This is a genomic window from Flavobacterium johnsoniae, assembly GCF_001879205.1.
Classification (GTDB): Bacteria; Bacteroidota; Bacteroidia; order Flavobacteriales; family Flavobacteriaceae; genus Flavobacterium; species Flavobacterium johnsoniae_A.
Window position 1 is genome coordinate 244,179 of record NZ_MLFK01000005.1, and the last position, 24,117, is coordinate 268,295.

The 24,117-nt window shown below is 33.7% G+C and carries 22 protein-coding genes; 19 read left to right on the forward strand and 3 right to left on the reverse strand.

Features of this window, described 5'->3' with window-relative positions:
- Nucleotides 1–30: 30 nt before the first annotated feature.
- The 19 genes from BKM63_RS06280 (at nucleotide 31) to BKM63_RS06375 (ending at nucleotide 19,872) form a co-directional block, all read left to right on the forward strand.
- On the forward strand, nucleotides 31–2,643 hold the full coding sequence (locus BKM63_RS06280) for a tetratricopeptide repeat protein (protein ID WP_071635778.1): 2,613 nt from the start codon (nucleotides 31–33) through the stop codon (nucleotides 2,641–2,643).
- A 4-nt stretch (nucleotides 2,644–2,647) separates the two neighbouring features.
- Complete coding sequence (locus tag BKM63_RS06285; protein ID WP_071635779.1) at nucleotides 2,648–3,043, forward strand: bactofilin family protein; 396 nt, start codon at nucleotides 2,648–2,650, stop codon at nucleotides 3,041–3,043.
- Complete coding sequence (locus BKM63_RS06290; protein ID WP_071635780.1) at nucleotides 3,024–3,251, forward strand: AtpZ/AtpI family protein; 228 nt, start codon at nucleotides 3,024–3,026, stop codon at nucleotides 3,249–3,251. Before BKM63_RS06285 ends, BKM63_RS06290 begins: the two co-directional genes overlap by 20 nt.
- Before the next feature lie 571 nt (nucleotides 3,252–3,822).
- Entirely contained in the window at nucleotides 3,823–4,998 is a 1,176-nt protein-coding gene (atpB, locus tag BKM63_RS06300) for a F0F1 ATP synthase subunit A (RefSeq protein WP_071635782.1), read from the forward strand.
- 33 nt (nucleotides 4,999–5,031) lie between these two features.
- Nucleotides 5,032–5,229, forward strand: coding sequence for an ATP synthase F0 subunit C (gene atpE, locus BKM63_RS06305; RefSeq protein WP_008465835.1), 198 nt, complete (start codon nucleotides 5,032–5,034; stop codon nucleotides 5,227–5,229).
- 88 nt (nucleotides 5,230–5,317) lie between these two features.
- Nucleotides 5,318–5,818 (forward strand): F0F1 ATP synthase subunit B, encoded by a 501-nt coding sequence (locus tag BKM63_RS06310; RefSeq protein ID WP_026727280.1) that lies wholly within the window; start codon nucleotides 5,318–5,320, stop codon nucleotides 5,816–5,818.
- A 4-nt stretch (nucleotides 5,819–5,822) separates the two neighbouring features.
- Nucleotides 5,823–6,356 carry an ATP synthase F1 subunit delta gene (gene atpH, locus BKM63_RS06315; protein ID WP_071635783.1) on the forward strand — a complete coding sequence of 178 codons (534 nt, stop codon included), beginning with the start codon at nucleotides 5,823–5,825 and terminating at the stop codon, nucleotides 6,354–6,356.
- 39 nt (nucleotides 6,357–6,395) lie between these two features.
- The gene (gene atpA / locus BKM63_RS06320) at nucleotides 6,396–7,973 is read left to right on the forward strand and encodes a F0F1 ATP synthase subunit alpha (protein ID WP_071635784.1); all 1,578 of its coding nucleotides are present in this window, start codon (nucleotides 6,396–6,398) and stop codon (nucleotides 7,971–7,973) included.
- A 91-nt stretch (nucleotides 7,974–8,064) separates the two neighbouring features.
- Entirely contained in the window at nucleotides 8,065–8,925 is an 861-nt protein-coding gene (atpG, locus tag BKM63_RS06325) for an ATP synthase F1 subunit gamma (RefSeq protein ID WP_071635785.1), read from the forward strand.
- Nucleotides 8,926–9,515: 590 nt separating this feature from the next.
- The gene (locus BKM63_RS06330; RefSeq protein ID WP_071635786.1) at nucleotides 9,516–9,962 is read left to right on the forward strand and encodes a GNAT family N-acetyltransferase; all 447 of its coding nucleotides are present in this window, start codon (nucleotides 9,516–9,518) and stop codon (nucleotides 9,960–9,962) included.
- A 94-nt stretch (nucleotides 9,963–10,056) separates the two neighbouring features.
- Nucleotides 10,057–11,517: a lipopolysaccharide biosynthesis protein gene (locus BKM63_RS06335; protein ID WP_071636307.1), complete on the forward strand. Its 1,461-nt coding sequence runs from the start codon at nucleotides 10,057–10,059 to the stop codon at nucleotides 11,515–11,517.
- 30 nt (nucleotides 11,518–11,547) lie between these two features.
- On the forward strand, nucleotides 11,548–11,982 hold the full coding sequence (gene dut, locus BKM63_RS06340) for a dUTP diphosphatase (protein ID WP_071635787.1): 435 nt from the start codon (nucleotides 11,548–11,550) through the stop codon (nucleotides 11,980–11,982).
- A gap of 102 nt (nucleotides 11,983–12,084) precedes the next feature.
- Nucleotides 12,085–13,101 carry a sugar phosphate nucleotidyltransferase gene (locus BKM63_RS06345; RefSeq protein ID WP_071635788.1) on the forward strand — a complete coding sequence of 339 codons (1,017 nt, stop codon included), beginning with the start codon at nucleotides 12,085–12,087 and terminating at the stop codon, nucleotides 13,099–13,101.
- 42 nt (nucleotides 13,102–13,143) lie between these two features.
- Nucleotides 13,144–14,493, forward strand: a complete 1,350-nt coding sequence (locus BKM63_RS06350; protein ID WP_071635789.1) for a tetratricopeptide repeat protein — start codon at nucleotides 13,144–13,146, stop codon at nucleotides 14,491–14,493.
- Between the two features lie 9 nt (nucleotides 14,494–14,502).
- The gene (locus tag BKM63_RS06355) at nucleotides 14,503–15,282 is read left to right on the forward strand and encodes a DUF4292 domain-containing protein (RefSeq protein ID WP_071635790.1); all 780 of its coding nucleotides are present in this window, start codon (nucleotides 14,503–14,505) and stop codon (nucleotides 15,280–15,282) included.
- A gap of 25 nt (nucleotides 15,283–15,307) precedes the next feature.
- Nucleotides 15,308–16,585 (forward strand): murein hydrolase activator EnvC family protein, encoded by a 1,278-nt coding sequence (locus tag BKM63_RS06360; protein WP_071635791.1) that lies wholly within the window; start codon nucleotides 15,308–15,310, stop codon nucleotides 16,583–16,585.
- A gap of 96 nt (nucleotides 16,586–16,681) precedes the next feature.
- Nucleotides 16,682–17,074 carry a 30S ribosome-binding factor RbfA gene (rbfA, locus tag BKM63_RS06365; protein ID WP_071635792.1) on the forward strand — a complete coding sequence of 131 codons (393 nt, stop codon included), beginning with the start codon at nucleotides 16,682–16,684 and terminating at the stop codon, nucleotides 17,072–17,074.
- Nucleotide 17,075: 1 nt separating this feature from the next.
- The gene (locus tag BKM63_RS06370) at nucleotides 17,076–18,275 is read left to right on the forward strand and encodes an ABC transporter permease (RefSeq protein WP_071635793.1); all 1,200 of its coding nucleotides are present in this window, start codon (nucleotides 17,076–17,078) and stop codon (nucleotides 18,273–18,275) included.
- 169 nt (nucleotides 18,276–18,444) lie between these two features.
- A complete protein-coding gene (locus tag BKM63_RS06375; RefSeq protein ID WP_071635794.1) occupies nucleotides 18,445–19,872 on the forward strand; it encodes an MATE family efflux transporter in 1,428 nt (475 codons plus the stop codon).
- 75 nt (nucleotides 19,873–19,947) lie between these two features.
- Here the strand turns inward: BKM63_RS06375 and dusB are convergent, their stop codons facing one another.
- The 3 genes from dusB to BKM63_RS06390 form a co-directional block, all read right to left on the reverse strand.
- Entirely contained in the window at nucleotides 19,948–20,940 is a 993-nt protein-coding gene (dusB, locus tag BKM63_RS06380; RefSeq protein ID WP_071635795.1) for a tRNA dihydrouridine synthase DusB, read from the reverse strand.
- A 224-nt stretch (nucleotides 20,941–21,164) separates the two neighbouring features.
- A complete protein-coding gene (locus BKM63_RS06385) occupies nucleotides 21,165–22,451 on the reverse strand; it encodes a phenylacetate--CoA ligase family protein (protein ID WP_071635796.1) in 1,287 nt (428 codons plus the stop codon).
- Entirely contained in the window at nucleotides 22,448–24,115 is a 1,668-nt protein-coding gene (locus BKM63_RS06390; RefSeq protein ID WP_071635797.1) for a C45 family autoproteolytic acyltransferase/hydolase, read from the reverse strand. The genes BKM63_RS06385 and BKM63_RS06390 overlap by 4 nt, the downstream gene beginning before the upstream one ends.
- Between the last annotated feature and the right edge of the window lie 2 nt (nucleotides 24,116–24,117).

Here is a 24,117-nt window from a genome sequence, read left to right on the forward strand (position 1 = left end):
TTAGAAGTTAATGCTTTAAAATCAGTTCTATTGAAAAAGAATACTCTTAAATATAGTTTTTTTCTCATTTTTTTATTTCTTTTGATAGCGTGTTCTACCAAGAATAATACTTTTGTGAACAGGAATTCGCATGCATTAAGTACAAAATACAACATTTTGTATAATGGTGGATTAGGTCTTGAAAAAGGTTTAAAATCTATTCAGGCAAATAATCAGGATAATTTCTGGAGTATTCTGCCAATTGAAAAAATGCAGTTTGATGAAAATTTTTCTGAAGGGGAAAAAACTAAAAACCCCGATTTTGAAAAAGCAGAAACAAAGGCTACAAAAGCAATTCAAAAACACTCCATGAATATTGGAGGAAGAGAAAAAAACTATCAAATAGATGAAGCCTACTTAATGCTTGGAAAGGCCAGATATTATGATCAGCGTTTTATTCCGGCATTAGAAGCTTTTAATTACATTCTTTACAAATATCCAAACAGCAGTAATATTTACACAGCAAAAATCTGGCGCGAAAAAACCAATATGCGTTTAGGAAATGATGCGATTGTGGTAAAAAATATTAATCTTTTACTAAAGAAAACAGATTTAAACAAACAGACTTTTTCTGATGCAAATGCGTTATTGGCCGAAGCTTTTTTAAACTTAGAAGAAAGAGACAGTGCTGTTACTAAACTAAAGATTGCCGAAGAATTTTCGCGTGTAAATGAGGATCGTGCCAGATATCGTTTTATATTAGGACAAATGTATCAGGAAGCCGGCATGAAAGACAGTGCCGCATATTATTACGACGGCGTAATCGACATGAACCGTAAAGCCGACAGAAAATATATGATGCACGCGTATGCCAAAAAAGCGCAGATGTATGATTATGAAAAAGGAAACGACACTATTTTCCTGAAAACCTATAATAAGTTAGTCGAAGATCGTGAAAACCGCCCTTATTATGATGTGCTTTTTTATGAAATGGGAGTTTTCTATGATAAAAAGAAAGACAATGAAAACGCATTGAAATTCTATAATAAATCTTTGGGCAGAAAATCTACAGATCCATATTTATCAGCATCGGCATATCGAAATATTGGAAATATGTATTTTAAAAATACAGATTATACAATGGCTGCGAAATACTACGACAGCACACTGACAAAACTAAATCCTAAGACAAGAGAATTTGCTTTCATCGAAAAAAACAGAAAAAACCTCGATAACGTAATTAAGTACGAAGCAATTGCAAAACGAAATGACAGTATCATTAAAGTTTACGGACTGCCGGATTCTGAAAGAAAAATTTATTTTGAAAGTTACATCGCAGAACTTAAAAAGAAAGACGAAGCGAAACGAATTCTAGAAGAAAAAGAGAAAGAAAAATTAGTCAATATTGAACGAAACAACAGTGCTTCGAGCGCGCCAACGGCTGTTAATCCAAATTCGTTAGGAAAACCTGTGGATGTTCCGACTGATGGAATTAAACCTCCATCAGGTAATGACCCTGTGAGTACATTCTATTTTTACAATCCAACAACGGTTGCTTACGGAAAATTGCAATTCAGGAAAATGTGGGGTAATCGAAATCTTGGCGGCAACTGGAGATTATCTGCCATAAAATCTGCCAACGATGCAGCAATGCGTAATGATAGTATAAACGAAGAAACAGCAAATAAATTAAAAGATACAGTTGTTATAGAAAAATATACAACTGATTTTTACGAAAAACAGCTTCCAAAAACAAAAGCGGCTATCGACAGCATAGGAACAGAACGCAATTTTGCCTACTATCAATTAGGACTTATCTATAAAGAAAAATTCAAAGAATATACTTTGGCAAGTGACAAGCTGGAACAATTATTAAAAAATAATCCGGAAGAAAAACTGATTTTGCCATCAATGTATAATTTGTATAAAATTTATCAAATTACAAATCCGGCTAAGGCCGAAAGAATAAAATCGGATATAACAGCGAATTATCCAAATTCCAGATATGCGCAGATTTTAAACAACACAAATACAGATGATATGCCTTCACCGGAAAAAGAATACCAAAAATGGTACAAGCTTTTTCAGGATGAACAATTTGATGTTGTCTTGGATAATATCGACAATTTAATCAATCAATATTCAGGAGATGAGATTGTTTCTAAATTTGAATTGCTAAAAGCCAATACTTTAGGAAAAGTAAATGGACTCGAAGCGTATAAAAAAGGTTTAGAAGCAGTGGCAGATAACTACCCAAATAGTGAAGAGGGTAAAAATGCCAGAGAAATTCTTGAGAAACAAGTTCCTGTTTTAGAAAGATTAAATTTTACAACAGAAGACAATAAAAGCTGGAAAATTTTATATTTAATTCCTAATAATGATTCTAAAACGCGTAAACAAATAGAAGAAGCTATTAGAGTATTTTTGTTAGTCGAAAATTACGAAAGATTAACAACTTCCTTTGATAAATACAATAGAACAGACAGTTTTGTGGCTATTCATGGTTTGAAATCTGAGGCCTATGCTAAAGATGTTGCGGGAGTTTTAAGAGATGACAAAAAATATAAAATTGCACATCCAGCAGTAATTATGTCAACAGATAATTACAAAGTGGTTCAAATTAAAAAGAACCTCGATGCTTACCTTGCCCCAAAAACCCCATAATATAATGTTTGATAAAGTAAAAAAAAACGGAACAGAACTTTTAGGAAAAACAAACCGAATTGTTGAAGGAACCTCTATTGTAGGAGACATAGTCTCAAAAGCAGATTTTAGATTGGATGGAGAATTAATTGGAAATTTTACCTCGCAGGGAAAATTAGTAATAGGCGCATCCGGGATTGTAAAAGGCGAAATTATATGCAATAATGCCGATATTGAAGGACAGTTTCACGGAAAAATCAAAGTTCTGGAAATCCTTAATATTAAAGCAACAGCCCAAATTCATGGAGAAGTTGCCGTTGGAAAACTTTCGATAGAACCAGGAGCAGAGTTTACAGCAACATGTACTATGCTTACACCTAATAAAGAAGTAACTATAAAAGATGGAAAAGGAGCCGAATAATAACAGAAGAAATAAATGGCTCGCGCTTATTAATATCCCCTTTCAAATGGGGGTTATTATTTTTATTTTTTCTTATTTCGGAACCTGGCTGGACGAAAATCATCCAAGTCCCAAAGTATATTACAATACAATTTTTGTAATGCTGGGAGTTGGTCTTGCCCTATATAATGTCATTCGCCAGGTTAATGACATTAATAAAACAAAGTAATTTTAGCAATGAAAAGCAGCTTTAGATAAAAGTTGCATCTTTGCATAAAATTATTTCAAATGCTTTTAAAAAATTACAAACCTGTTTTTCATTTATTTTATTTCGCTTTAGCGGCGTGCGTGCTGCATAAAGCGATTTTTTATTTTTTAAAAATTGATGTTCAGAAATTTCATTACAGTATAGAATTTCTGTATTTAATTTTTTTCGGACTATCCGCTTTATTATACCTTATATTATTAATAGTAAAAAAGAAGAATTTTCAAATCGTGGGAATGGTTTTCTTATTTGGAACTTTTACACAAATGCTGTTAGGATATTTAATTTTGCAGCCAATTTTAGAAACCAAATCAGAAACAGTCAATCTTGAAAAAGTCAGTTTTTTTATAACATTTATTTTGTTTTTGTTATTTCAGACGCTTTTAACTGTCCGATTATTAAATGAAAAGCGTTAAAATCACGAATATGTAAAACAAGGTTCAAAAATAATTTTTCATATCCTTTTGAATATTAATAAAAAATGTACCTTTGCACCAAATTTTAGAAACGTAAAAAAATAAGATTTTCAAAAGATATGGTGATTCCAAACAAACCACTCAGATTTATTCTTGCCGCTTTTGTAGCTTCTCTACCAATTATGGGTTTCGCAAACCCAGAGACTGACTCAACGCATGTACAAACTGAAGCAGTTCATGAAGAGAAAGTAATTTCACATAATGCCCCTGTGGAAGGAGAGCACGCAGCTCTTGATCCAAAAGCAAAAGTGGATGCTTTTATTGATCACCACTTACAGGATTCTCATGACTTTGTTTTCTTTTCAGATGAAAAAGAAAATAAACACTACGGATTTTCATTACCAGTTATACTTATAGATGGTGGATTGAAAATTTTCTCATCTTCAAAATTACACCACGGAGAAGAAGTTGCAGAAGTTGACGGAAACTTTTACAAACTAGTTCACGGTAAAATTTATAAAACAGATGCAGCCGGTACAATTAATTTTGACGAACACGGTCATCCATCAAACGAAAAACCTTTAGATTTTTCAATTACAAAAAATGTTGTTTCAATGCTTTTTGTATCAGTATTATTATTCTTAATGTTTACTGGTTTAGCAAGATCATACAAAAAAGGACCAATCCCAACTGGATTTGGAAGAGTTTTAGAACCGCTTATTATTTTTATTAGAGACGAAATTGCCGTTCCTAATATTGGTGAGAAAAAATACCGTAAATATATGGGTTACCTATTAACTGTATTTTTCTTTGTATGGTTATTGAACTTATTAGGAATGACTCCTCTTGGAATTAACGTTACAGGTAATATTGCTATTACAGTTTGTTTAGCTGCATTTACTTTCTTAATTACACAATTTAGTGCAAACAAAGATTATTGGGGACACATTTTCTGGATGCCGGGAGTACCAGTTCCAATGAAAATCATCTTAGCTCCAATTGAAGTTTTAGGAACATTAACAAAACCATTTGCATTATTAATTCGTTTGTATGCAAACATTACTGCAGGTCACGTAGTAATTATGAGTTTGATCGCTATGATCTTTGTGGGTAAAAATTTAGCTGCAGATTTGCCAATCTCATTAGGTTTAACATTGTTTATCTCAGTTATCGAAGTTTTAGTTGCATTTTTACAAGCGTTTATCTTCACGATGTTATCATCACTATTTATTGGTATGGCTGTTCAGGATCATGATCATGCTCACCACCACGAAGACGAAACAGCAATTATTTAATTTAGAAGTTTAATTTTATATATATAAATACTTATGGGAACAATTCCAACTTTAGTAGGTGCAGGTTTAGTAGTAATCGGTGCAGGTTTAGGTTTAGGTAAAATCGGTGGATCTGCTATGGACGCTATTGCTCGTCAACCAGAAGCTGCTGGTAAAATTCAAACTGCGATGATTATTATCGCGGCTTTATTAGAAGGTTTAGCATTTGCTGCTTTAATCTTAGGAAAATAATAAAGAGAAAAATAACGACATCTTTAACGGTTGGTTAAAGGTGTTGTTACTTTTAAAAAAGAAATTAAATATTTAATATAGTTATAAAATGGATAAGTTAATTAACGATTTTTCATTCGGTTTATTCTTTTGGCAAGCTTTAATCTTGTTAGTATTAATTTTACTTTTGGTGAAATTTGCATGGAAACCAATTATGGAGTCTATTACTGCAAGAGAAGAAGGTATTAAAAATGCATTGCTTTCTGCTGAAAACGCAAAGAGAGAAATGGAAAATTTACAAGCTGACAATCAAAGAATTTTGAATGAAGCTCGTGCAGAACGTGACGCGATGCTAAAAGAAGCTCGTGAAATGAAAGAGAAAATGATAGCTGATTCTAAAAACGAAGCACAAGAAGCTGGTCAAAAAATGATTGAGCAGGCAAAAGCGGCTATCGAAAGTGAAAAAAATGCTGCAATGGCCGAATTGAAATCTCAGGTTTCAACTTTATCATTAAGCATCGCTGAAAAATTATTGAAAGAAGAATTATCTAACAAAGAATCTCAAACTAAATTAGTTGAGAAAATGTTAGGTGACGTAAAGTTAAACTAAGATTATGGCAAGTACAAGAGCAGCAATTCGTTATGCAAAAGCAATTCTAGACTTAGCAAACTCTAAAGGTGTTGCCGAAGCTGTCAATAACGATATGAAATCAATTGCATCTGCAATTGAGACTAATACAGAATTGAGTACATTTATACAAAACCCAACTACAAAAGTTGAAGTTAAAGAAAGTGCTCTTTTAGAAGTTTTCGCAGATGTAAATGGCGTAACCAAAGGTTTATTCCACTTATTGTTTGAAAACAAAAGATTTGAAATTCTAAATGCAATTGCAGTAGAATACAACAAATTATTTGATGAGAGTAATGGTGTTGAAGTAGTAACTGTTACTACGGCAATTCCGATGGATGCTGCTTTAGAAGCTAAAGTTCTGGCAAAAGTTGCAACTTTATCAGATAAAAAAATTACAATTGAAAATATAGTAGATCCTTCAATTATTGGTGGATTTATTTTGAGAATAGGAGATAATCAATACAACGCTTCTGTTGCAAACAGATTACAAGTATTAAAAAGAGAGTTAAGTAATTAGTTTTATTACACATAAAAAGTGTCTAAATTATAAATTAAGATGGCGGAAATCAAACCTGCTGAAATTTCAGCAATATTAAGAAAGCAAGTAGAAGGTTTTGAATCTGGTGCTACGCTAGAAGAAGTAGGAACAGTACTTCAAGTTGGAGACGGTATTGCTCGTATTTACGGGCTATCTAATGTACAATATGGTGAGTTAGTTGAATTTGATAACGGACTTGAAGCTATTGTATTGAACCTTGAAGAAGACAATGTTGGTGTGGTACTTTTAGGACCATCAACAGGAATCAAAGAAGGTTCAACAGCAAAAAGAACACAACGTATTGCTTCTCTTAAAGTAGGTGAGCAAATGGTAGGACGTGTAGTTAACACTCTTGGTTTTCCAATTGATGGAAAAGGACCAATTGGTGGAGACTTATACGAAATGCCTTTAGAAAGAAAAGCACCTGGTGTTATCTTCCGTCAGCCGGTAACAGAGCCATTACAAACTGGAGTAAAAGCAGTAGATGCTATGATCCCTGTTGGTCGTGGACAACGTGAGCTTGTAATTGGTGACCGTCAAACAGGTAAATCAACTGTTTGTATCGATACAATCTTAAATCAAAAAGAATTTTACGATGCAGGAAAACCTGTATTCTGTATATATGTTGCAATTGGGCAAAAAGCTTCAACTGTAGCAGGAATCGCTAAAATGTTAGAAGAAAAAGGTGCAATGGCTTATACAGTTATCGTTGCAGCTAATGCTTCTGATCCAGCTCCAATGCAAGTTTATGCTCCTTTCGCGGGTGCTGCAATTGGAGAGTACTTTAGAGATTCAGGTCGTCCGGCACTTATCGTGTATGATGATTTATCTAAACAAGCTGTTGCTTACCGTGAGGTTTCTCTTTTATTAAGAAGACCACCGGGACGTGAGGCTTACCCTGGAGACGTTTTCTACTTACACTCTCGTTTATTAGAGCGTGCTTGTAAAGTTATTGCTGATGATGGTATCGCTAAAAACATGAACGATTTACCAGATTCTATCAAGTCTATCGTAAAAGGTGGTGGTTCATTAACTGCTTTACCAATTATCGAAACTCAGGCTGGTGACGTTTCTGCATATATCCCAACAAACGTAATTTCGATTACAGATGGTCAGATTTTCCTTGATGGAGATTTGTTCAACTCTGGAGTTCGTCCTGCTATTAACGTAGGTATCTCTGTATCTCGTGTTGGAGGTAATGCTCAGATTAAATCAATGAAAAAAGTTTCTGGAACTTTAAAATTAGACCAGGCTCAATTCCGTGAATTAGAAGCTTTCGCTAAATTTGGTTCTGACTTAGATTCTGTTACATTAAACGTAATCGAAAAAGGAAAAAGAAACGTTGAAATCTTGAAACAAGGTTTGAATGATCCTTATCCAGTTGAAAATCAAGTTGCTATTATTTACGCTGGTTCTAAAAACTTATTAAGAAACGTTCCTGTAAATAAAGTAAAAGAATTCGAAGCTGATTTCTTAGCTTACTTAAACAGTAAACATAAAGATACGCTTAACGCGTTGAAAGCTGGTAAATTAGATGACACTATTACTGATGTTATCGAAAAAGCGGCAAAAGAAATCTCAGCAAAATATAACTAATTAGATAATTGGTAAATTAGATAATTAGAGAATGCTTAAAACATTGTTCTAATTATCTAATTTTCAAATTGTCACATTTTCTAATTAATAGATGGCAAATTTAAAGGAAATCCGTAATAGAATTACTTCCGTTTCATCGACGATGCAGATTACATCGGCTATGAAAATGGTTTCTGCTGCAAAGCTTAAGAAAGCACAAGATGCAATCACTGCGATGCGCCCTTATGCCGAGAAATTAACGGAGTTATTGCAAAATCTTTCTGCTACACTTGAAGGTGAAGTTGGAGGAGATTACACGACTCAGCGTGAAGTAAAAAAAGTATTGCTTGTAGCTATAACTTCAAACAGAGGTTTATGTGGTGCATTCAATTCAAATGTTATTAAAGAGATTAAAAATCGTACTGATTTTTATGCGGGAAAACAAGTTGATGTTTTTGCTATTGGTAAAAAAGGAAATGACGTTTTAAGCAAAACGCATAAAGTTCATGGACATCATAATGCAATTTTTGATCATTTAACTTTCGAAAATGTTGCTGGAATTGCAGATAATTTAACTGAGAAATTCTTGTCTGGAGAATATGACAGAATTGAATTAATCTACAATCAGTTTAAAAATGCTGCAACTCAAATTGTTCAGACAGAGCAGTTTTTGCCTTTAGCACCTATTAAATCTGATGTTGCAGTTTCTGCGGGAGATTATATTTTCGAACCTTCAAAAGAAGAAATTGTTTTGACTTTAATTCCTAAGTCTTTAAAAACACAATTATACAAAGGTATTCGTGATTCATTTGCTTCTGAGCATGGTGCACGTATGACAGCTATGCATAAAGCAACTGACAATGCAACAGAATTAAGAAACCAATTGAAATTAACTTACAACAAAGCACGTCAGGCGGCTATTACAAACGAGATCTTAGAAATCGTAGGTGGAGCAGAAGCTTTGAATGGATAATTAATTCATTGATATATAAAAAAATAGCCGGTAAAATTTTACCGGCTATTTTTTTTTGGAAGTTTTTTCTTTTTTAAGAATATCTATAAACAAGAAAGTTTATAAAATGGTGATTCTCAATTTACCCAAAAATTGAGAATCAATACCATTTTATAAAATTATTGACACAGATTTTATCACTCTGTTGCTTTGTCTTTCATGGGAACAAACTAGCTTTATTAATCCCAATGCTCTGTTTTTTTAAGGGTTACATTTCAGCAGAATCAATCCCTGTGCTTTGTCTTTTATGGGAACAAACTAGCTTTATTAGTCCCAGTGCTCTGTTTTTTTAGGGTTACAATACAGCAGAATCAATCCCTTATGCTTTGTCTTTTATGGGAACAAACAAGCTTTATCAGTCCCAGTGCTTCCTTTTTTATAAGGGTTGTATCTAGCTTTCTCAATCCCTGTGAAACAAATTTAAGAAAACACTGTCTAAAAAAAGTTATATAATTTTTAACTTAAATTTATATATTTCACATGTCAGTCTCCTGTTAATTATATAAGAGCCATGAAAATTTTAATTATTTTTGGTATCTATTTCTTTTACAATGACTTTACAAACACGCGAACTTACTACGATTGAAGAAATGTTGTCACAAATTAGTACAATGAGATTTCTTTATCCCAATATTACTATCGAAAAATACCAATCATTTTTAGCTGAAATGATTCCTCATAACTATATACAAATTGCCGTTTTTGAAAACGAAGTTTGTTTAGGCATTACCGGCTGTTGGTCTGCGACAAAATTATGGACTGGTAAATATCTCGAAATAGACAATTTTGTGGTTCATCCGGAACATCGTTCAAAAGGAATTGGAAAAATACTAACAGATTATATCGAACAAAAAGCACTTGATTTGGGCTGCAGCAGTATTGTTCTGGATGCTTTTACAGGAAATTTTGGAGCACATCGTTTTTATTATAACCAGGGTTATGGTCCCAAAGGTTTTCATTTTGTGAAAGTTTTGGACGAAAATAAATTAACCCAATAAATTTCTTAGTAAGTTTTTTTATTGAATCTTTAAAAGCACTAATAAAACCAAAGAATTGGTTATTTTTGTTTTCCGAACTTTATTACTAATTATTTTGGGATTATATAAAAATCTATTCAAACAAACTGCAATTTATGGACTGGCAACCGTTTTACCACGAATGCTTAGTTTTTTATTGGTCAGATTATATACAGGTATTTTGCCTACAGCCGAATACGGCGAAGTTTCGATCGTTTTGTCTTGGATGGTTTTCTTTAATGTAGTGCTTTCTTATGGAATGGAGACGGCATTTTTTAGATTTTACAGTGCTGAAGAAGACAAGAAAAATGTTATCGCAACTTCTACAATATCAATATTTTGGTCTTCAATAGGTTTCTTATTTGCAGCCTTGATTTTTAGAAATACTTTAGCCAGCTGGGCCGAAGTTGATGCGCAGTATATTACCTATTCCGTTTGGATATTAGTTTTGGATGCCTTGGTTTTAGTGCCATTCTCAAAATTAAGAGCAAACCAGCGCCCGATGGTTTATGCGGCAATTAAAATTGGAAATGTGATTATTAACTTGCTGCTCAACATTTTCTTTTTAATCTATCTGCCAAAACTGGCCGCTTCAAATCCAAACTCTGTTTGGGATAATTTATATGTAGAAAATTTCCAGATTGCTTATATTTTCATTGCCAATTTACTGGCAAGTTTAGCAACATTCATTGTACTTTCTCCAAATTATCTTTCGCTTGGGCGAAAATTCGATCCTGTACTTTGGAAAAAAATGATGAAATATGGTCTTCCAATTTTAGTGGCCGGACTCGCATTTGCAGTTAACGAGCATTTCGATAAAATCTTATTAGGATATTTACTGCCTGAAAATCTGGCAAAATCCGAAGTTGGTGCCTATTCAGCCTGTTACAAACTTGGATTATTTATGGTTTTATTTGCAACAGCTTTCAGACTAGGAATAGAACCCTTCTTTTTCAGTCATGCAAAAAATGAAAATGCACCACAGACGTATGCTGTGATTACAAAATATTTCGTGATTTTAGGTTCTCTTATTTTATTAGGAGTTATCGTTTTTGCAGACCTTTTAAAATATCTTTTGCTAGACAATAAATCATATTGGGAAGCCATGAAAGTAGTACCGCTAATTATTTTGGCAAATTTCTTTTTAGGGATTTATAACAACTTATCGGTTTGGTATAAACTTACAGACAAAACAAAAATTGGGGCGTACATTTCAATTGTCGGCGCAATTGTTACCTTGGTTTTAAACTACCTTTTAATTCCAAAATACAGTTATTACGGTTCTGCAATCGCAACCATTTCTGCTTACGGAAGTATGATGTTAATATCGTATGTTTTAGGAAATAGATATTACCCAATTCCTTACGACATGAATAAAATTTCGGCTTATTTAGGAATTTCAATTTTATTTTCGGCTATCTCATTTTATGGATTTAGAGAAAATTATTTTGTTGGAATTCCGTTATTATTAGGCTTCATGTACTTTGTTTATCACAATGAAAAAGACACAATCAAAGGAATAATGAATAGAAAGTAAAAGTGCTTTTTTAATCTTTTTATAATAAAAATGAAAATACAAATTATCAATAAATCACAACACGATTTACCAAATTACGAAACTATAGCTTCTGCAGGAATGGACTTGCGTGCCAATATTACAGAACCAATTACGTTAAAACCTTTGGAAAGAACAATTGTAAAAACGGGACTTTTTATAGAATTACCAATTGGTTACGAAGCACAGGTAAGACCAAGAAGCGGTTTAGCGGCAAAAAAAGGAGTAACAGTTTTAAATTCTCCGGGAACTGTCGATGCTGATTATAGAGGTGAAATAGGAGTGATTTTGGTCAATTTATCAAATGAAGAATTTGTAATCGAAAACGGAGAAAGAATTGCGCAGTTAATTATTGCTAAACACGAAAGAGCAGAGTGGATAGAAGTTGCGGAACTTACTGAAACATCAAGAGGAGAAGGCGGATTTGGAAGTACAGGTGTTAAGTAGTTTTTCAGTTGCAGTAATATAATCTCTTCGTGTATTTTAAAAATTAAAAGTTGAACTAACCAAACTGAAGATTTAAAATCTTCCCATAAAAATAGATATTAGATGAAAATAATCGTTCCAATGGCGGGTCGCGGATCAAGACTTCGTCCTCATACTTTAACAGTTCCAAAACCATTAATTCCGGTGGCAGGAAAATCAATCGTGCATCGTTTAGTAGAAGATATTGCTAAAATATTAAAAGAACCAATTGAAGAAGTTGCTTTTATTCTTGGAGATGAAGCTTTTTTTGGAGCTGATCTTGTTGCCAGTTTAGAAGAATTAGCAAAAGGATTAGGAGCAAAAGCATCAATTTATCGTCAGGATTTACCTTTAGGAACAGGTCACGCTATTATGTGTGCAAAAGAATCTTTGTCAGGACCAGCGGTTATCGCTTACGCGGATACTTTAATCAGAGCCGACTTTGAACTTGATCCATCTGCAGACGCTGTAATCTGGGTAAAACAAGTTGATCAGCCGGAAGCTTTTGGTGTTGTAAAATTAAACCAGAATAACGAAATTATAGAATTGGTTGAAAAACCAAAAGAGTTTGTAAGTGATTTAGCCGTTATCGGAATTTACTATTTCAAGGAAGTGGGCGATTTAAAAAAAGAACTTCAAGGTGTTTTAGATAACAATATTCAAAACGGCGGCGAATACCAAATCAACGACGGAATCAAAGCCATGATGGCAAACGGTAAAGTTTTTAAAACCGGAAGCGTTGACGAATGGATGGACTGCGGAAACAAAGATGTTACGGTTGAAACCAACAGTAGAATGCTGGGATTCCTGCACAACGACGGCGAACATTTAGTTGATTATGATGTTGTCTTAGAAAATTCAACCATTATTCCGCCATGTTATATAGGTGAAAATGTAGTATTGAAAAATACAACCGTTGGTCCAAATGTTTCGATAGGAAAAGGATGTCATGTAACAGACAGTTCTATTAAAAATAGCTTAATACAGACTTATTCTCAAATAAAAAATGCTAACTTAGATAATGCAATGATCGGAAATCATGTTAGTTATGATGGAAAGTTCTCAAGTATTAGTATAGGAGATTATTCAGTTTTAGAATAAAGGACAGATTCGGTTTCTTATAAACGAAATCATAGAAGAAAGATGAAAAAAGGTATTTTGATAATTTTATTTTTTGCTTTGCTTGGCGGCTCAGCTTCGGTTTTTGCACAAACCGAACCGGAAGATATTGCCTTGGCTCCAGATGAATATCAAGATGCTTTCTATGAATCTTTGAAACAAAAAGGAATCGAAAATTACGATAAAGCGATTGCATCTTTAGAAAAGTGTATTAAACTAAAACCTTCGGATGCAGTTGCTTATTTTGAAGTTGGAAAAAACTACCTGGCTCTAAAAGAATATCAAAATGCCCAAAATGCATTTGAAAAAGCCACACAATTAAATCCAAAAAATAAATGGTATTGGTTAGGAATTTACGATGTAAGTTACGAAACCAAGAATTATCCGCTGGCGATAGAAACAATTCAGAAAATTATTGTTTTTGATGAAGAATATAAAGACGATTTAATATCGTTATACATGATTACAAATCAATACGATAAAGCACTTATAACGATTAATGAAATGAACGATAAGTTCGGAAAATCGGAAGATCGTGATCGTTACAAAATGCAGATTTTATCTCAGGGAAAATATCAAAATGCCGAAATTTCAAATCTGATAGAACAGATAAAAAAGAATCCGAAAGAAGAATCAAATTATGTCAATCTGATTTTTTTATATTCAAAATCAGAGGAAACAGATAAAGCTTTGGATGTTGCCAAACAACTGGCAAAAGAAATTCCAAATTCTGAATGGGGACAAGTAAGTTTGTTCAAAAGTTATTTAGATGCAAATCAGGCTGATAAAGCCATTAAGGCGATGAATGTTATTTTATCAAGTTCAAAAATTGATTCGAAAATAAAACACCGCACCTTAAATGAGTTTTTGATTTATGTAAATAAAAATCCGCAGTACGCGCCAGATTTAGAAAAAGCGATTTCTTATTTTGACAATGATAAAGATGTTGACGTTGCCAGGGAAATAGGAAAATTTTACCATAGCAAAGGCCAGTTTGAAAATGCTATTAAATATTATGAAAAAGATTTAGCGGCCAATTCAGATACAGATCGTGAAACTAATTTGCTTTTGCTTGAAGCTTATACGCAGGCAAAACAATTTGCCCCAATGACGAAAAGAGCCATGAGTATGATTGAGATTTATCCAAGTCAGCCTCAATTTTATTATTATGCAGGTTTGGGAAGTAACCAGCTGCAGCAATTTAAGAATGCAAAAACCGTTTTAGAAATGGGGCTTGATTATGTTGTTGATGATAAAAAATTAGAAGCAAATTTTAATATTCAGCTAGGAGAGGCATATAATGGATTAGGAGATGCTAAGAAAAAAGAGGAATACTTTTTGAAAGCAAATGAGGTATTAAAACAAAAGAAATAAGGAGTAAAGATGAAAAAATATATTGCAATACTAGTGCTGTCGGTTTTTGTGATTTCATGTAAATCAAAAGCAGTTGCTGTTAAGAACAACAATACTACCGAAGTTGTCGCTAAAAAAGACAAGAAAGCCATAGAGAAACACTACGAAAATAAATTAGATTTTTCGACTTTATATATTAAAGCAAGCGCAAAGTATGTTGATGATAAACAAAGTCAAAATGTTACCGCTGAAATAAGGATCGAAAAAGACAAACAGATTTTAATAAGTGTTAGATTTTTGGGAATCACAATGGCAAAAGCTTTAATAACACCAACAGCTGTAAGTTATTACGAAAAAATAAGCAGTACTTATTATGAAGGCGATTTCAGCAGTTTAAGCAAATGGCTGGGAACGGAACTGGATTATAGTAAAGTTCAAAATCTATTGGTTGGAGAAGCTTTTGACGATTTAAGAAAAGGCGATTACACACAAACAATCGTTGAAAATCTTTTCCGTTTAGAGGATGAAAAAGATGAAAATATTAAGAAAGCTTTTTATTTAGATCCTGAAAAATATCTGGTACAAAAAGAAGAGATTACGCAGCCATCTGAAAACAGAAAATTAGAAATCAAATATTCTGATTCAAAAACTTTCAATCATGGAACCATTCCAACGTCGATTGAAATTAATGCTGCCCAGCCAAAAGGAACAACTAATATTAATTTGAACTACAATAATATTTCGTTTAATGAGGAACTTTCTTTTCCGTATAGCGTACCAAGCGGTTATAAGAAAGTTTTAATTAAGTAAATTTGCAATAAAGAAACATAGAAAGATGCCAAAATTTCTCCTAAGCCTAATTTTTGTTTGTGCCACTACTTTTATGTGGGCGCAGGATTCACAGCAAGAAAAACTTGAACAGCGTAAAGCGCAGATTCTTCAGGAAATTAAAGACAATGAAAGAATGCTTCAGTCTGTAAGAAAAAAAGAAAAATCAGCTGTAAATGAATATTTAATTCAGGCCAATAAAATTAAACTTAAAGAGAAACTGATCAATACAACTGCAAAACAGGAAAAAATCCTGAGCAACGATATGTATATTAATCAAGTTAAGGTTAATAAACTAAAAAAGGAATTGGCGGTTTTAAAGGAAGATTATGCAAAAATGATCTTGAAATCGTATAAAAGCCGTTCAGAGCAAAGCAGGGCAATGTTTATTCTTTCTTCAGAGAGCTTTTTACAAGCCTATAAAAGAGCGCAATATCTAAAACAGTATACTAATTTTAGAAAAAACCAAGGTTTGGAAATTCAGTCTAAAACAGCAGAATTAGTAGATTATAATGCAAAATTAGACGGACAAAGACAGGTTAAGAAGAAAATTATTGCTGAGAATCAAAAAGAAAAACAAAGCTTAGAAGTAGAGAAAAAGGAACAGCAAAAGCTTGTTAACGCTATCAAAAAAGATAAAAACAAGATTGCTGCAGATATAAAAAACAAAAAGGCAGAATCGAAAAGAATTGACAGACAAATTGATCGTTTAATTCGTGAGGCAATTGCCGAAGCAAATAGAAAAGCAGCAGAAGAAAGAAAAAAAAGAATTGCTGAAGGAAAAGCTACCGAAGCAGAAAAAGCGGAGGCAGCAGCACCTAAAAGTTATTCATCAGATAGAATTGCATTAACCCCAGAAGGTAAAATTTTAGCGGCTGATTTTAAATCAAACCAAGGAAAACTGCCTTGGCCGGTAGAAAAAGGATTTATTTCCTTAAAATATGGAAATCAGTCACATCCGCTTTATCCGGACCTTACAATTCATAATTCTGGAATTGAAATTACTACAGAGCAAGGAGCAAGTGCACGTGCCGTATTTGAAGGTGTAGTTTCTACGGTAATGGTTATTGGTGTAAACAAAGTGGTAATGATTAGACATGGAAATTACTTTACAGTTTATCAAAACCTTAGTTCAGTTTCTGTAAGTGAAGGAGATAAGGTAAGCTTTAAACAGAATATCGGGAAAGTTAGAACGAATGGAGATACCGGAAAAACAGTCATTAAATTTTTAATTCAACAAAATATAACAACGATGAATCCGGAGGGATGGTTGCAAAACAGATAATAAAAAAGGGAGCTATTTAGCTCCCTTTTTTATTGCGATTGCAATTGTTGAATGTGAAATTGCAGCGATTGAATTTAAAAATACTATTTTTGCACTATGGAAACAAATAGACAGAAAAAAATAGGAAGTGTCATCCAAAAAGATCTGGTTGATATTTTACAGGGTGAAGTGAGAAAAAACGGAATTAACAATTTAGTAATTTCGGTATCCAAAGTTAGCGTGACTTCAGATTTATCTGTAGCAACCGTATATTTAAGCATTTTCCCTCAAGAGAAAGCACAGGAAACTTTAAAAGGAATTAAATCAAATACTACTTTAATTAAGCATGATTTATCGCAGCGTGTTCGTTTGCAATTACGTCGTGTACCTAATTTGGTTTTCTTTATCGATGACTCATTAGATTATATCGAAAAAATAGACAATGCGCTTGCAAACAGAGAAAACCCTATAGAAAATCGTGATCTTTTAGAAAAAAGAAGAAAATCGTAAATTGAATTTCCCCCTTTACATAGCCAAACGTTATATTTTTAGCCGAAGTAAAAATAACGCTATCAATATCATCAATCGCATTGCCAGCATGGGAATCATTGTTGGTACAATGGCTTTGTTTGTGGTTTTATCTGTTTTTAGCGGATTAAAAGTTTTTAGTCTTTCGTTTACAAACGAAATTGACCCTGATTTAAAGATGACCAGTACACTCGGAAAATCATTTTTAATTTCACCGGAACAGGAAAACCAGATCAAAAAAATAAACGGCGTTGCGTCGTATACCAAAATTATCGAAGAGCGTGTTTTGTTTTTATTTAAAGACAAGCAGCACGTTACTTATTTAAAAGGAGTTGACAGCGTTTATCCTGTTGTTAATGATATCAAAGTCAAACTTTTTAACGGCCAATGGCTAAAACCGGATTCCTATCAGGTTGTTATTGGGTACGGAATGGCGCAGGACTTTTCGCTGGGTATTCTTGATTTTGAAAACCCATTGCAAATATTCGCTCCAAAACCCGGAAAAGGCGCCATCGAAAATCCGGAAGAAGCCTTTAACAAAACCGATGTTCTTCCGGTCGGAATTTATTCTATAAGTGAAGATTTAGATTCAAAATATGTCTTTGCCGATTTAGGTTTGACTCAGGAATTGTTGATGTACAAACCCAATCAAATTTCTGGAATTGAATTTAAGCTGCATCAAAATGCAGATGAAAATCTCATAGATACACAGTTAAAAAAAATATTCCATAATAAAATTACTTTAAAAAACAGGGCGCAGTTAAATGAGTCTTTGTATAAAATGCTTAATACCGAAAATATAGCAGTTTACTTGATCTTTACACTCGTAATCATTGTGGCGCTTTTTAACTTAGTCGGCGCATTAATTATGATGATTTTGGATAAAAAAGGAAATCTGAAAACCCTTTTTAATCTAGGGACAGAAATTAATAGTCTGCGAAAAATATTTTTACTTCAGGGAACTTTACTGAGTATTTTTGGAGGTTTGATAGGACTGTCTTTGGGGATTATTTTGGTAATTCTGCAACAGCGATATGAGCTTATTATGATCACGCCAACTTTGGCTTACCCCGTAGTTTTTACATTAGAAAACGTGATGATTGTAATGGCAACAATTGTATCTCTCGGATTTGTGGCTTCATTAATAGCCAGCAGTCGTGTAAGTAAAAAGTTATTAGATTAATATTTCTTCTTTAAAAATATTACCTATATTTACCGCCTTGAAAATCTACAGCATATGATTGTTTCTGCCTAATCCTATTTTATTTCTACAATAATTAGGATACTTACGTTTTTATTTTTTTAGTCCAGATAATACTTCTGGACCATTATATTATTTATCCTAACATATCATGACAGAAACAAATATAAAGAAAAGTCTATTTTCTAAAATTTTTACCACATTAAAACAAGCCTTAAAAGGCGACGAATCATTTGATTATACTGCCGGAAGCATCAAAAAAGCCGTAATCCTATTAGCCATACCCATGGTTTTAGAAATGATGATGGAATCGGTTTTTGCTTTAGTCGACTTATATTTTGTGGGGCATTTGGAGCATAGCAGTTTTGCCATTCAAACAGTTGGTTTAACCGAATCAGTTTTAACCATTATCTATTCCCTGGCTATCGGTATGAGTATGGCAGCAACGGCTGTTGTAGCGCGTCGCATTGGAGAAAAAGATCCTGTTGCTGCTGCAAAAGCCGGAATGCAGGCGATCATTATTGCCTTTGCCGTAAATAGCGTAATGAGCATTTTGGGAGTTATTTATGCCAAAGATATACTCTTACTAATGGGAGCATCTGTTGATGCAGCTGAGCACGGTTATCGATTTACCCAAATTATGATTGGCTCTAGTTTATGCATTATGCTTTTATTCCTGATCAACGGAATTTTTCGTGGTGCCGGAAACGCTGCAATCGCCATGAAAAGTCTTTGGATTGCCAATATCTGCAATATTATTTTATGTCCAATTTTAATTAATGGTCTCGGACCAATTCCTGCTTTTGGATTAGTGGGTGCAGCTTTGGCAACTACTTTAGGAAGAAGCATTGGAGTTTTATATCAGGTTTACCATTTGTTCTTTGGCAATGGAGTTTTAAAAATTAAAATTGCTTATTTCGCACCGGATTTCAAACAAATAAAAGCTTTAGTTAAAATTGCCGCACCTGGAATTCTGCAATTTGTAATTGCCTCTTGCAGCTGGATTTTCTTGGCACAATTAGTTGCGACAACTGGCGGTGATCATGGCTCTGCAGGTTATCAAACTGCTTTGCGAATCATGATGTTTTTCATTCTTCCGGCTTGGGGATTGAGTAATGCCGCTGCGACTTTGGTTGGACAGAATTTAGGCGCAAAACAAATTGAACGCGCCGAAAAATCAGTTTATACCACAGCAAGGTACAACGTGATTTTTATGGCTTCGATCATGATTATTACATTATGTTTCGGGCAATATATAATTTCATTTTTCACAAATGATGAAATGGTAAAAAGCATTGCAGTCGAAGCATTACAGATTATGAGCATCGGGTTTATATTCTACGGAATTGGGATGGTTTTAATCAATACCTTTAACGGAGCAGGTGATACCTGGACACCAACCGGAATTAATTTCTTCGGATTTTGGTTGTTTCAAATTCCGCTGGCTTATGTATTGGCTAAGCATTTTAATATGGGACCAACCGGAGTTTTTATTGCAATACCAGTTGCAGAAACTGCCATTACTTTAACGGGAATCTTTTTCTATAAAAGAGGAAAATGGAAACGAGTTCAAGTGTAATTCATAACAAAAATGCCTTCAATATTGAAGGCATTTTTTATGTTGAGTTCTTTATTAAAATTCAAAATAATAATTTTAAACAAATTCATATCCTGCATAAACCTGTTCAATTTCTTTCATAATTGCGAATAAATCTTCAGGTGCATCAGTTGTGACTAATTTTTGTTTGAATTCTTTGAAGGAGTGTATTCCTTTAAAATAGTTCGTATAATGACGGCGCATTTCTACAATTCCCAAGCGCTCGCCTTTCCATTCCATTGACCATTTTAGATGGTTTCTTGCAGCTTCAACACGATCAATAACCGTTGGAGCAGGTAAGTGTTCGCCGGTTTTAAAATAGTGCTTAATTTCATTGAAAATCCACGGATAACCAATCGCAGCACGGCCAATCATGATACCGTCAATTCCGTATTCATTTTTATATTTTAATGCTTTTTCAGGACTGTCGATATCGCCGTTTCCAAAAATAGGCATTGTAATTCTAGGGTTGTTTTTGACACGGGCAATATGCGACCAGTCAGAGTGGCCTTTGTACATCTGCGCACGGGTTCTGGCATGAATCGTTAAGGCTTGAACGCCAATATCCTGAAGTCTTTCGGCAACTTCATCAATATTAATTGAGTTTTCATCCCAGCCTAAACGGGTTTTTACCGTAACAGGCAAATCAGTTCCTTTAATAACAGCTTGTGTCAAACGTACCATCAAATCGACATCTTTCAAAACTCCCGCTCCGGCACCTTTGCAAACTACTTTTTTAACCGGACATCCAAAATTAATATCCACTAAATCTGGTTTTACTGTAGAAACAATTTTAGACGACATTTCCATTGCTTCTTCATCGCCTCCAAAAATCTGAATTCCTACCGGACGTTCATAATCAAAAATATCCAGCTTCATGCGGCTTTTTATAGCATCACGAATCAATCCTTCTGATGAAATAAATTCAGAATACATCATGTCAGCACCGTGCGCTTTGCATAATCTGCGAAACGGCGGATCGCTCACATCTTCCATTGGTGCGAGTAATAAAGGAAATTCGGGTAGTTCTATATTGCCAATCTTAACCATCTTCATAATTTTTTGCAAAATTACAACATTTAGTTTAATTCATAGCAAAACATTCTAAATCAGCATAAATAGCTAAAATTAAACCATATAAGCTATCTAAGTTCATTTAATTGCAATGCAGTTATTTTTCAAAACTTAGAAGTTTGGAAAGATTATTTAAGTCCACACATTTTTTATGCTCAAAGTTTAAATGAACTTACATAACTTATATGGTTTCAAAAAAATTAGCGGTAATCAAAAAAGCGAATTGGTTTTCGGCTCATTGGGTTAAAAACCAAAGGATTTAAAGCTTCTTTTGAGGCGAATTCTATTTTTGGAGTTACCCTTAATTTAGCTCTAAAGTGATCTTTAATTTCCTGAAGAAATTCCGGGGTTTGATTTTTTGCGGCGATTTTTATCACGATTTCATCTGTGCCTAAATCGTTGGTAGAAATTTCAATAATATGATTTTCGATATTATCAAATCCGCTTAAAACATCGTTCATTGCCGGCGGATAAAGCGTTGTACCTTTGTATTTAATCATTTGTTTTTTGCGGCCAAGAACCGGACCAACGCGCAAAGTATTTCTTCCACACGCACAAGGTTCGTTATGAAGCTGCACAATATCTCCGGTTTTAAAACGCAGCAACGGCATGGCTTCAATTCCTAAAGTGGTAAAAGTAAGTTCGCCGGTTTCTCCATTTTTTACAGGCTGATTATTTTCATCCAAAACCTCAATGATAATCAATTCCGGATGATGATGTCCGCCATTTCCATGTTCACATTCTGTAAAAGCCGTACTCATTTCGGTAGAAGCATAAGTCGAAAATAACTTAATATTCCATTTATCCGTGATTTTTTTTGATAAAGTATTCATCGAAAAATCCTGGTCTCTTAATGATTCTCCAATGCAAATCGCACCCTTTATACTCGAATTATTATAATCGATTCCGTGAATTTCAGCGTATTCAATTAATTTCAATAAGAAAGAAGGAACGGTAATTAAGTAACTCGGATTGTATTTTAAAATGGAATCCCATTGCATTTCCGGAATTCCGGCGCCAACACGAATGACACCCACTTTCAATTTTCGAAGTCCAAGAAAATAAGCCAGTCCAGCCATAAATTTTCGGTCAATTGTGGTCATCAACTGAACAACATCGCCTTCGGAAATTCCGGCGCAGGCAAATGAAATCGCTTCATTATAAGCCAATCGGTCTAAGTCAGAATCGGTTAAACCAAAAGTTACCGGATCACCCAAAGTTCCGGATGTTGAAGCATAGTCGATAATTTTATTTTGCGGAACGCATACAAAATCATCATTATATTGTTGTAAATCTTCTTTTGTCGTTACAGGTAAATGTTGTAAATCTTCTAGAGTTTTAATTTTTGAAAGATCAATATTTTGTCCGGCAAATAATCTTTTATAAAAAGGAGAATTTTGACTTATGTATTCTAAAAGCTCAGTCAGTTTTTTTTCTTGAAAAATTTTAATTTCTTCTAAAGAACCTTTTTCTATTGCTGGAATCATTGTAATTTTCTTTTGATTTTTTTTAAATATTTTTCAATTTTTTCTTTTTCAGGCGCTGTAGTGATTTCTCTTTCCAAAGCTTTTTCAAAATTAAGCTGCGCCTTTTGAAATTCTTTTATTTGGTAAAAGTACAATCCTGCTTTATAATACACAACCCAATAATCAGGGTTTAATGATTGGTAATTTTGAATGAATTCCGTAGAAATATTTTCTTTTTTATCAAGCATCGAATCTATTTTGTGATCTTCAATCCTGAATTTTTTATATTGTTGAAAAGCAGTAGTTTTTAAAAAAGGATCTTGTGCAATATTTAAATTTTGTTTTTGAAAAGAAACCAGGCTGTCGGTTTTTCTTTCATTAAAAACAGAATTTAAATCATAGCAGACAAATTCGCCCAACTGATAAGGATTTGCCGAAACCCAAACCAGTTTTTCTTTAGGCTGAAAAATAATTCCGTGATGCGCCATCAACTGGTTCAATGCTTTTTCTGAACCGTAACCCAGCGGGATATCGTTTAATCCATTTTTGTTTCGCAGAATTTCAGAGGCAATTTCTGGATTTATTTTTGGATTTTCTTTTAAAAGTTCCTGCATTCTTTCAAATCGATATGCAGAATGACTGTTTGCAATTTGTTCCTGATTCCGTTTATCAGCTGCAAAAGCGTCGCCCTGAAAATGATTGGAACAAATTAACTGATCACTGTTTGGAACCTCATAAACATCCATTTTTTTTGGAGAAACCTCAATCAAAATGGCTTTATTATCGTTTGCACTTCCCACCATAATGGATTCAGAAACAAATACTTTTCTTTTTTTTGCAATCGAAATAGCTTCGTCTATAGTTGCGGCATGCTGTAAAATTTCACGTGTCAAAATCGAAATCGGTGTTTTGGCAATCAGCGGAATTTTAGATTTTGAAGCATTAATGGTTACCGTTAAACCTTGCTGATTCATTCCGGAAACAGCGCCAATCATTCCGGGCCAGGTAACCATCATAAATTTGTAACCTTCCTTCGGATTAATAAACGCAACGATTTTATTTTCCGCGAAAGCGTCATTTACGTAAAAATCAAAATTTCGACCGAGGATTAAATTTCCATCTTCAGATTTTTCATTCCATGCTGCAAAAGACGAACAACCCACCAGAGCTAAATCCTGCAAAGCATGACCAATATCGTGTGCCGCGTGCAAATACAAACCGCGCTGGTATTTTGGAGCAATATTGTCAAATTCGTGCGAAGTGTATTCTGAAACGCCAAAAATTTCGGTTTGATATTCTTCGGGAACATTCAGATACAATTTTCGGTTGTACCATTTTAGAAAGTGACGGAGCATTTTTTGCTCAAAATTGGACGGAATTAAATCTTTGATTTTGGAGAAGAAAATCTTTTGCTGTCTTTTTAAAAGCGAATCGGTCAAAGCGCCGGTGTTTAAACCAATTTCAAGCGGATCGCCTTCGGCATACAATTCCCAAAGCCCTTGTTTGTTTTTTAAAAGAGAATTATTTCCTGATATAAAAACTGAATCAGATTTTTTTGTAACGACAGGTTTTGAAGAATTATAGCTTGAAATATCAGGCTTATGATGCATTGATTTTGATGTTCCGCAAGAAACAAACAAGAGGATAAAACCGATAAATAAAAAAAGAAAGACTCGGTTTTTCATGA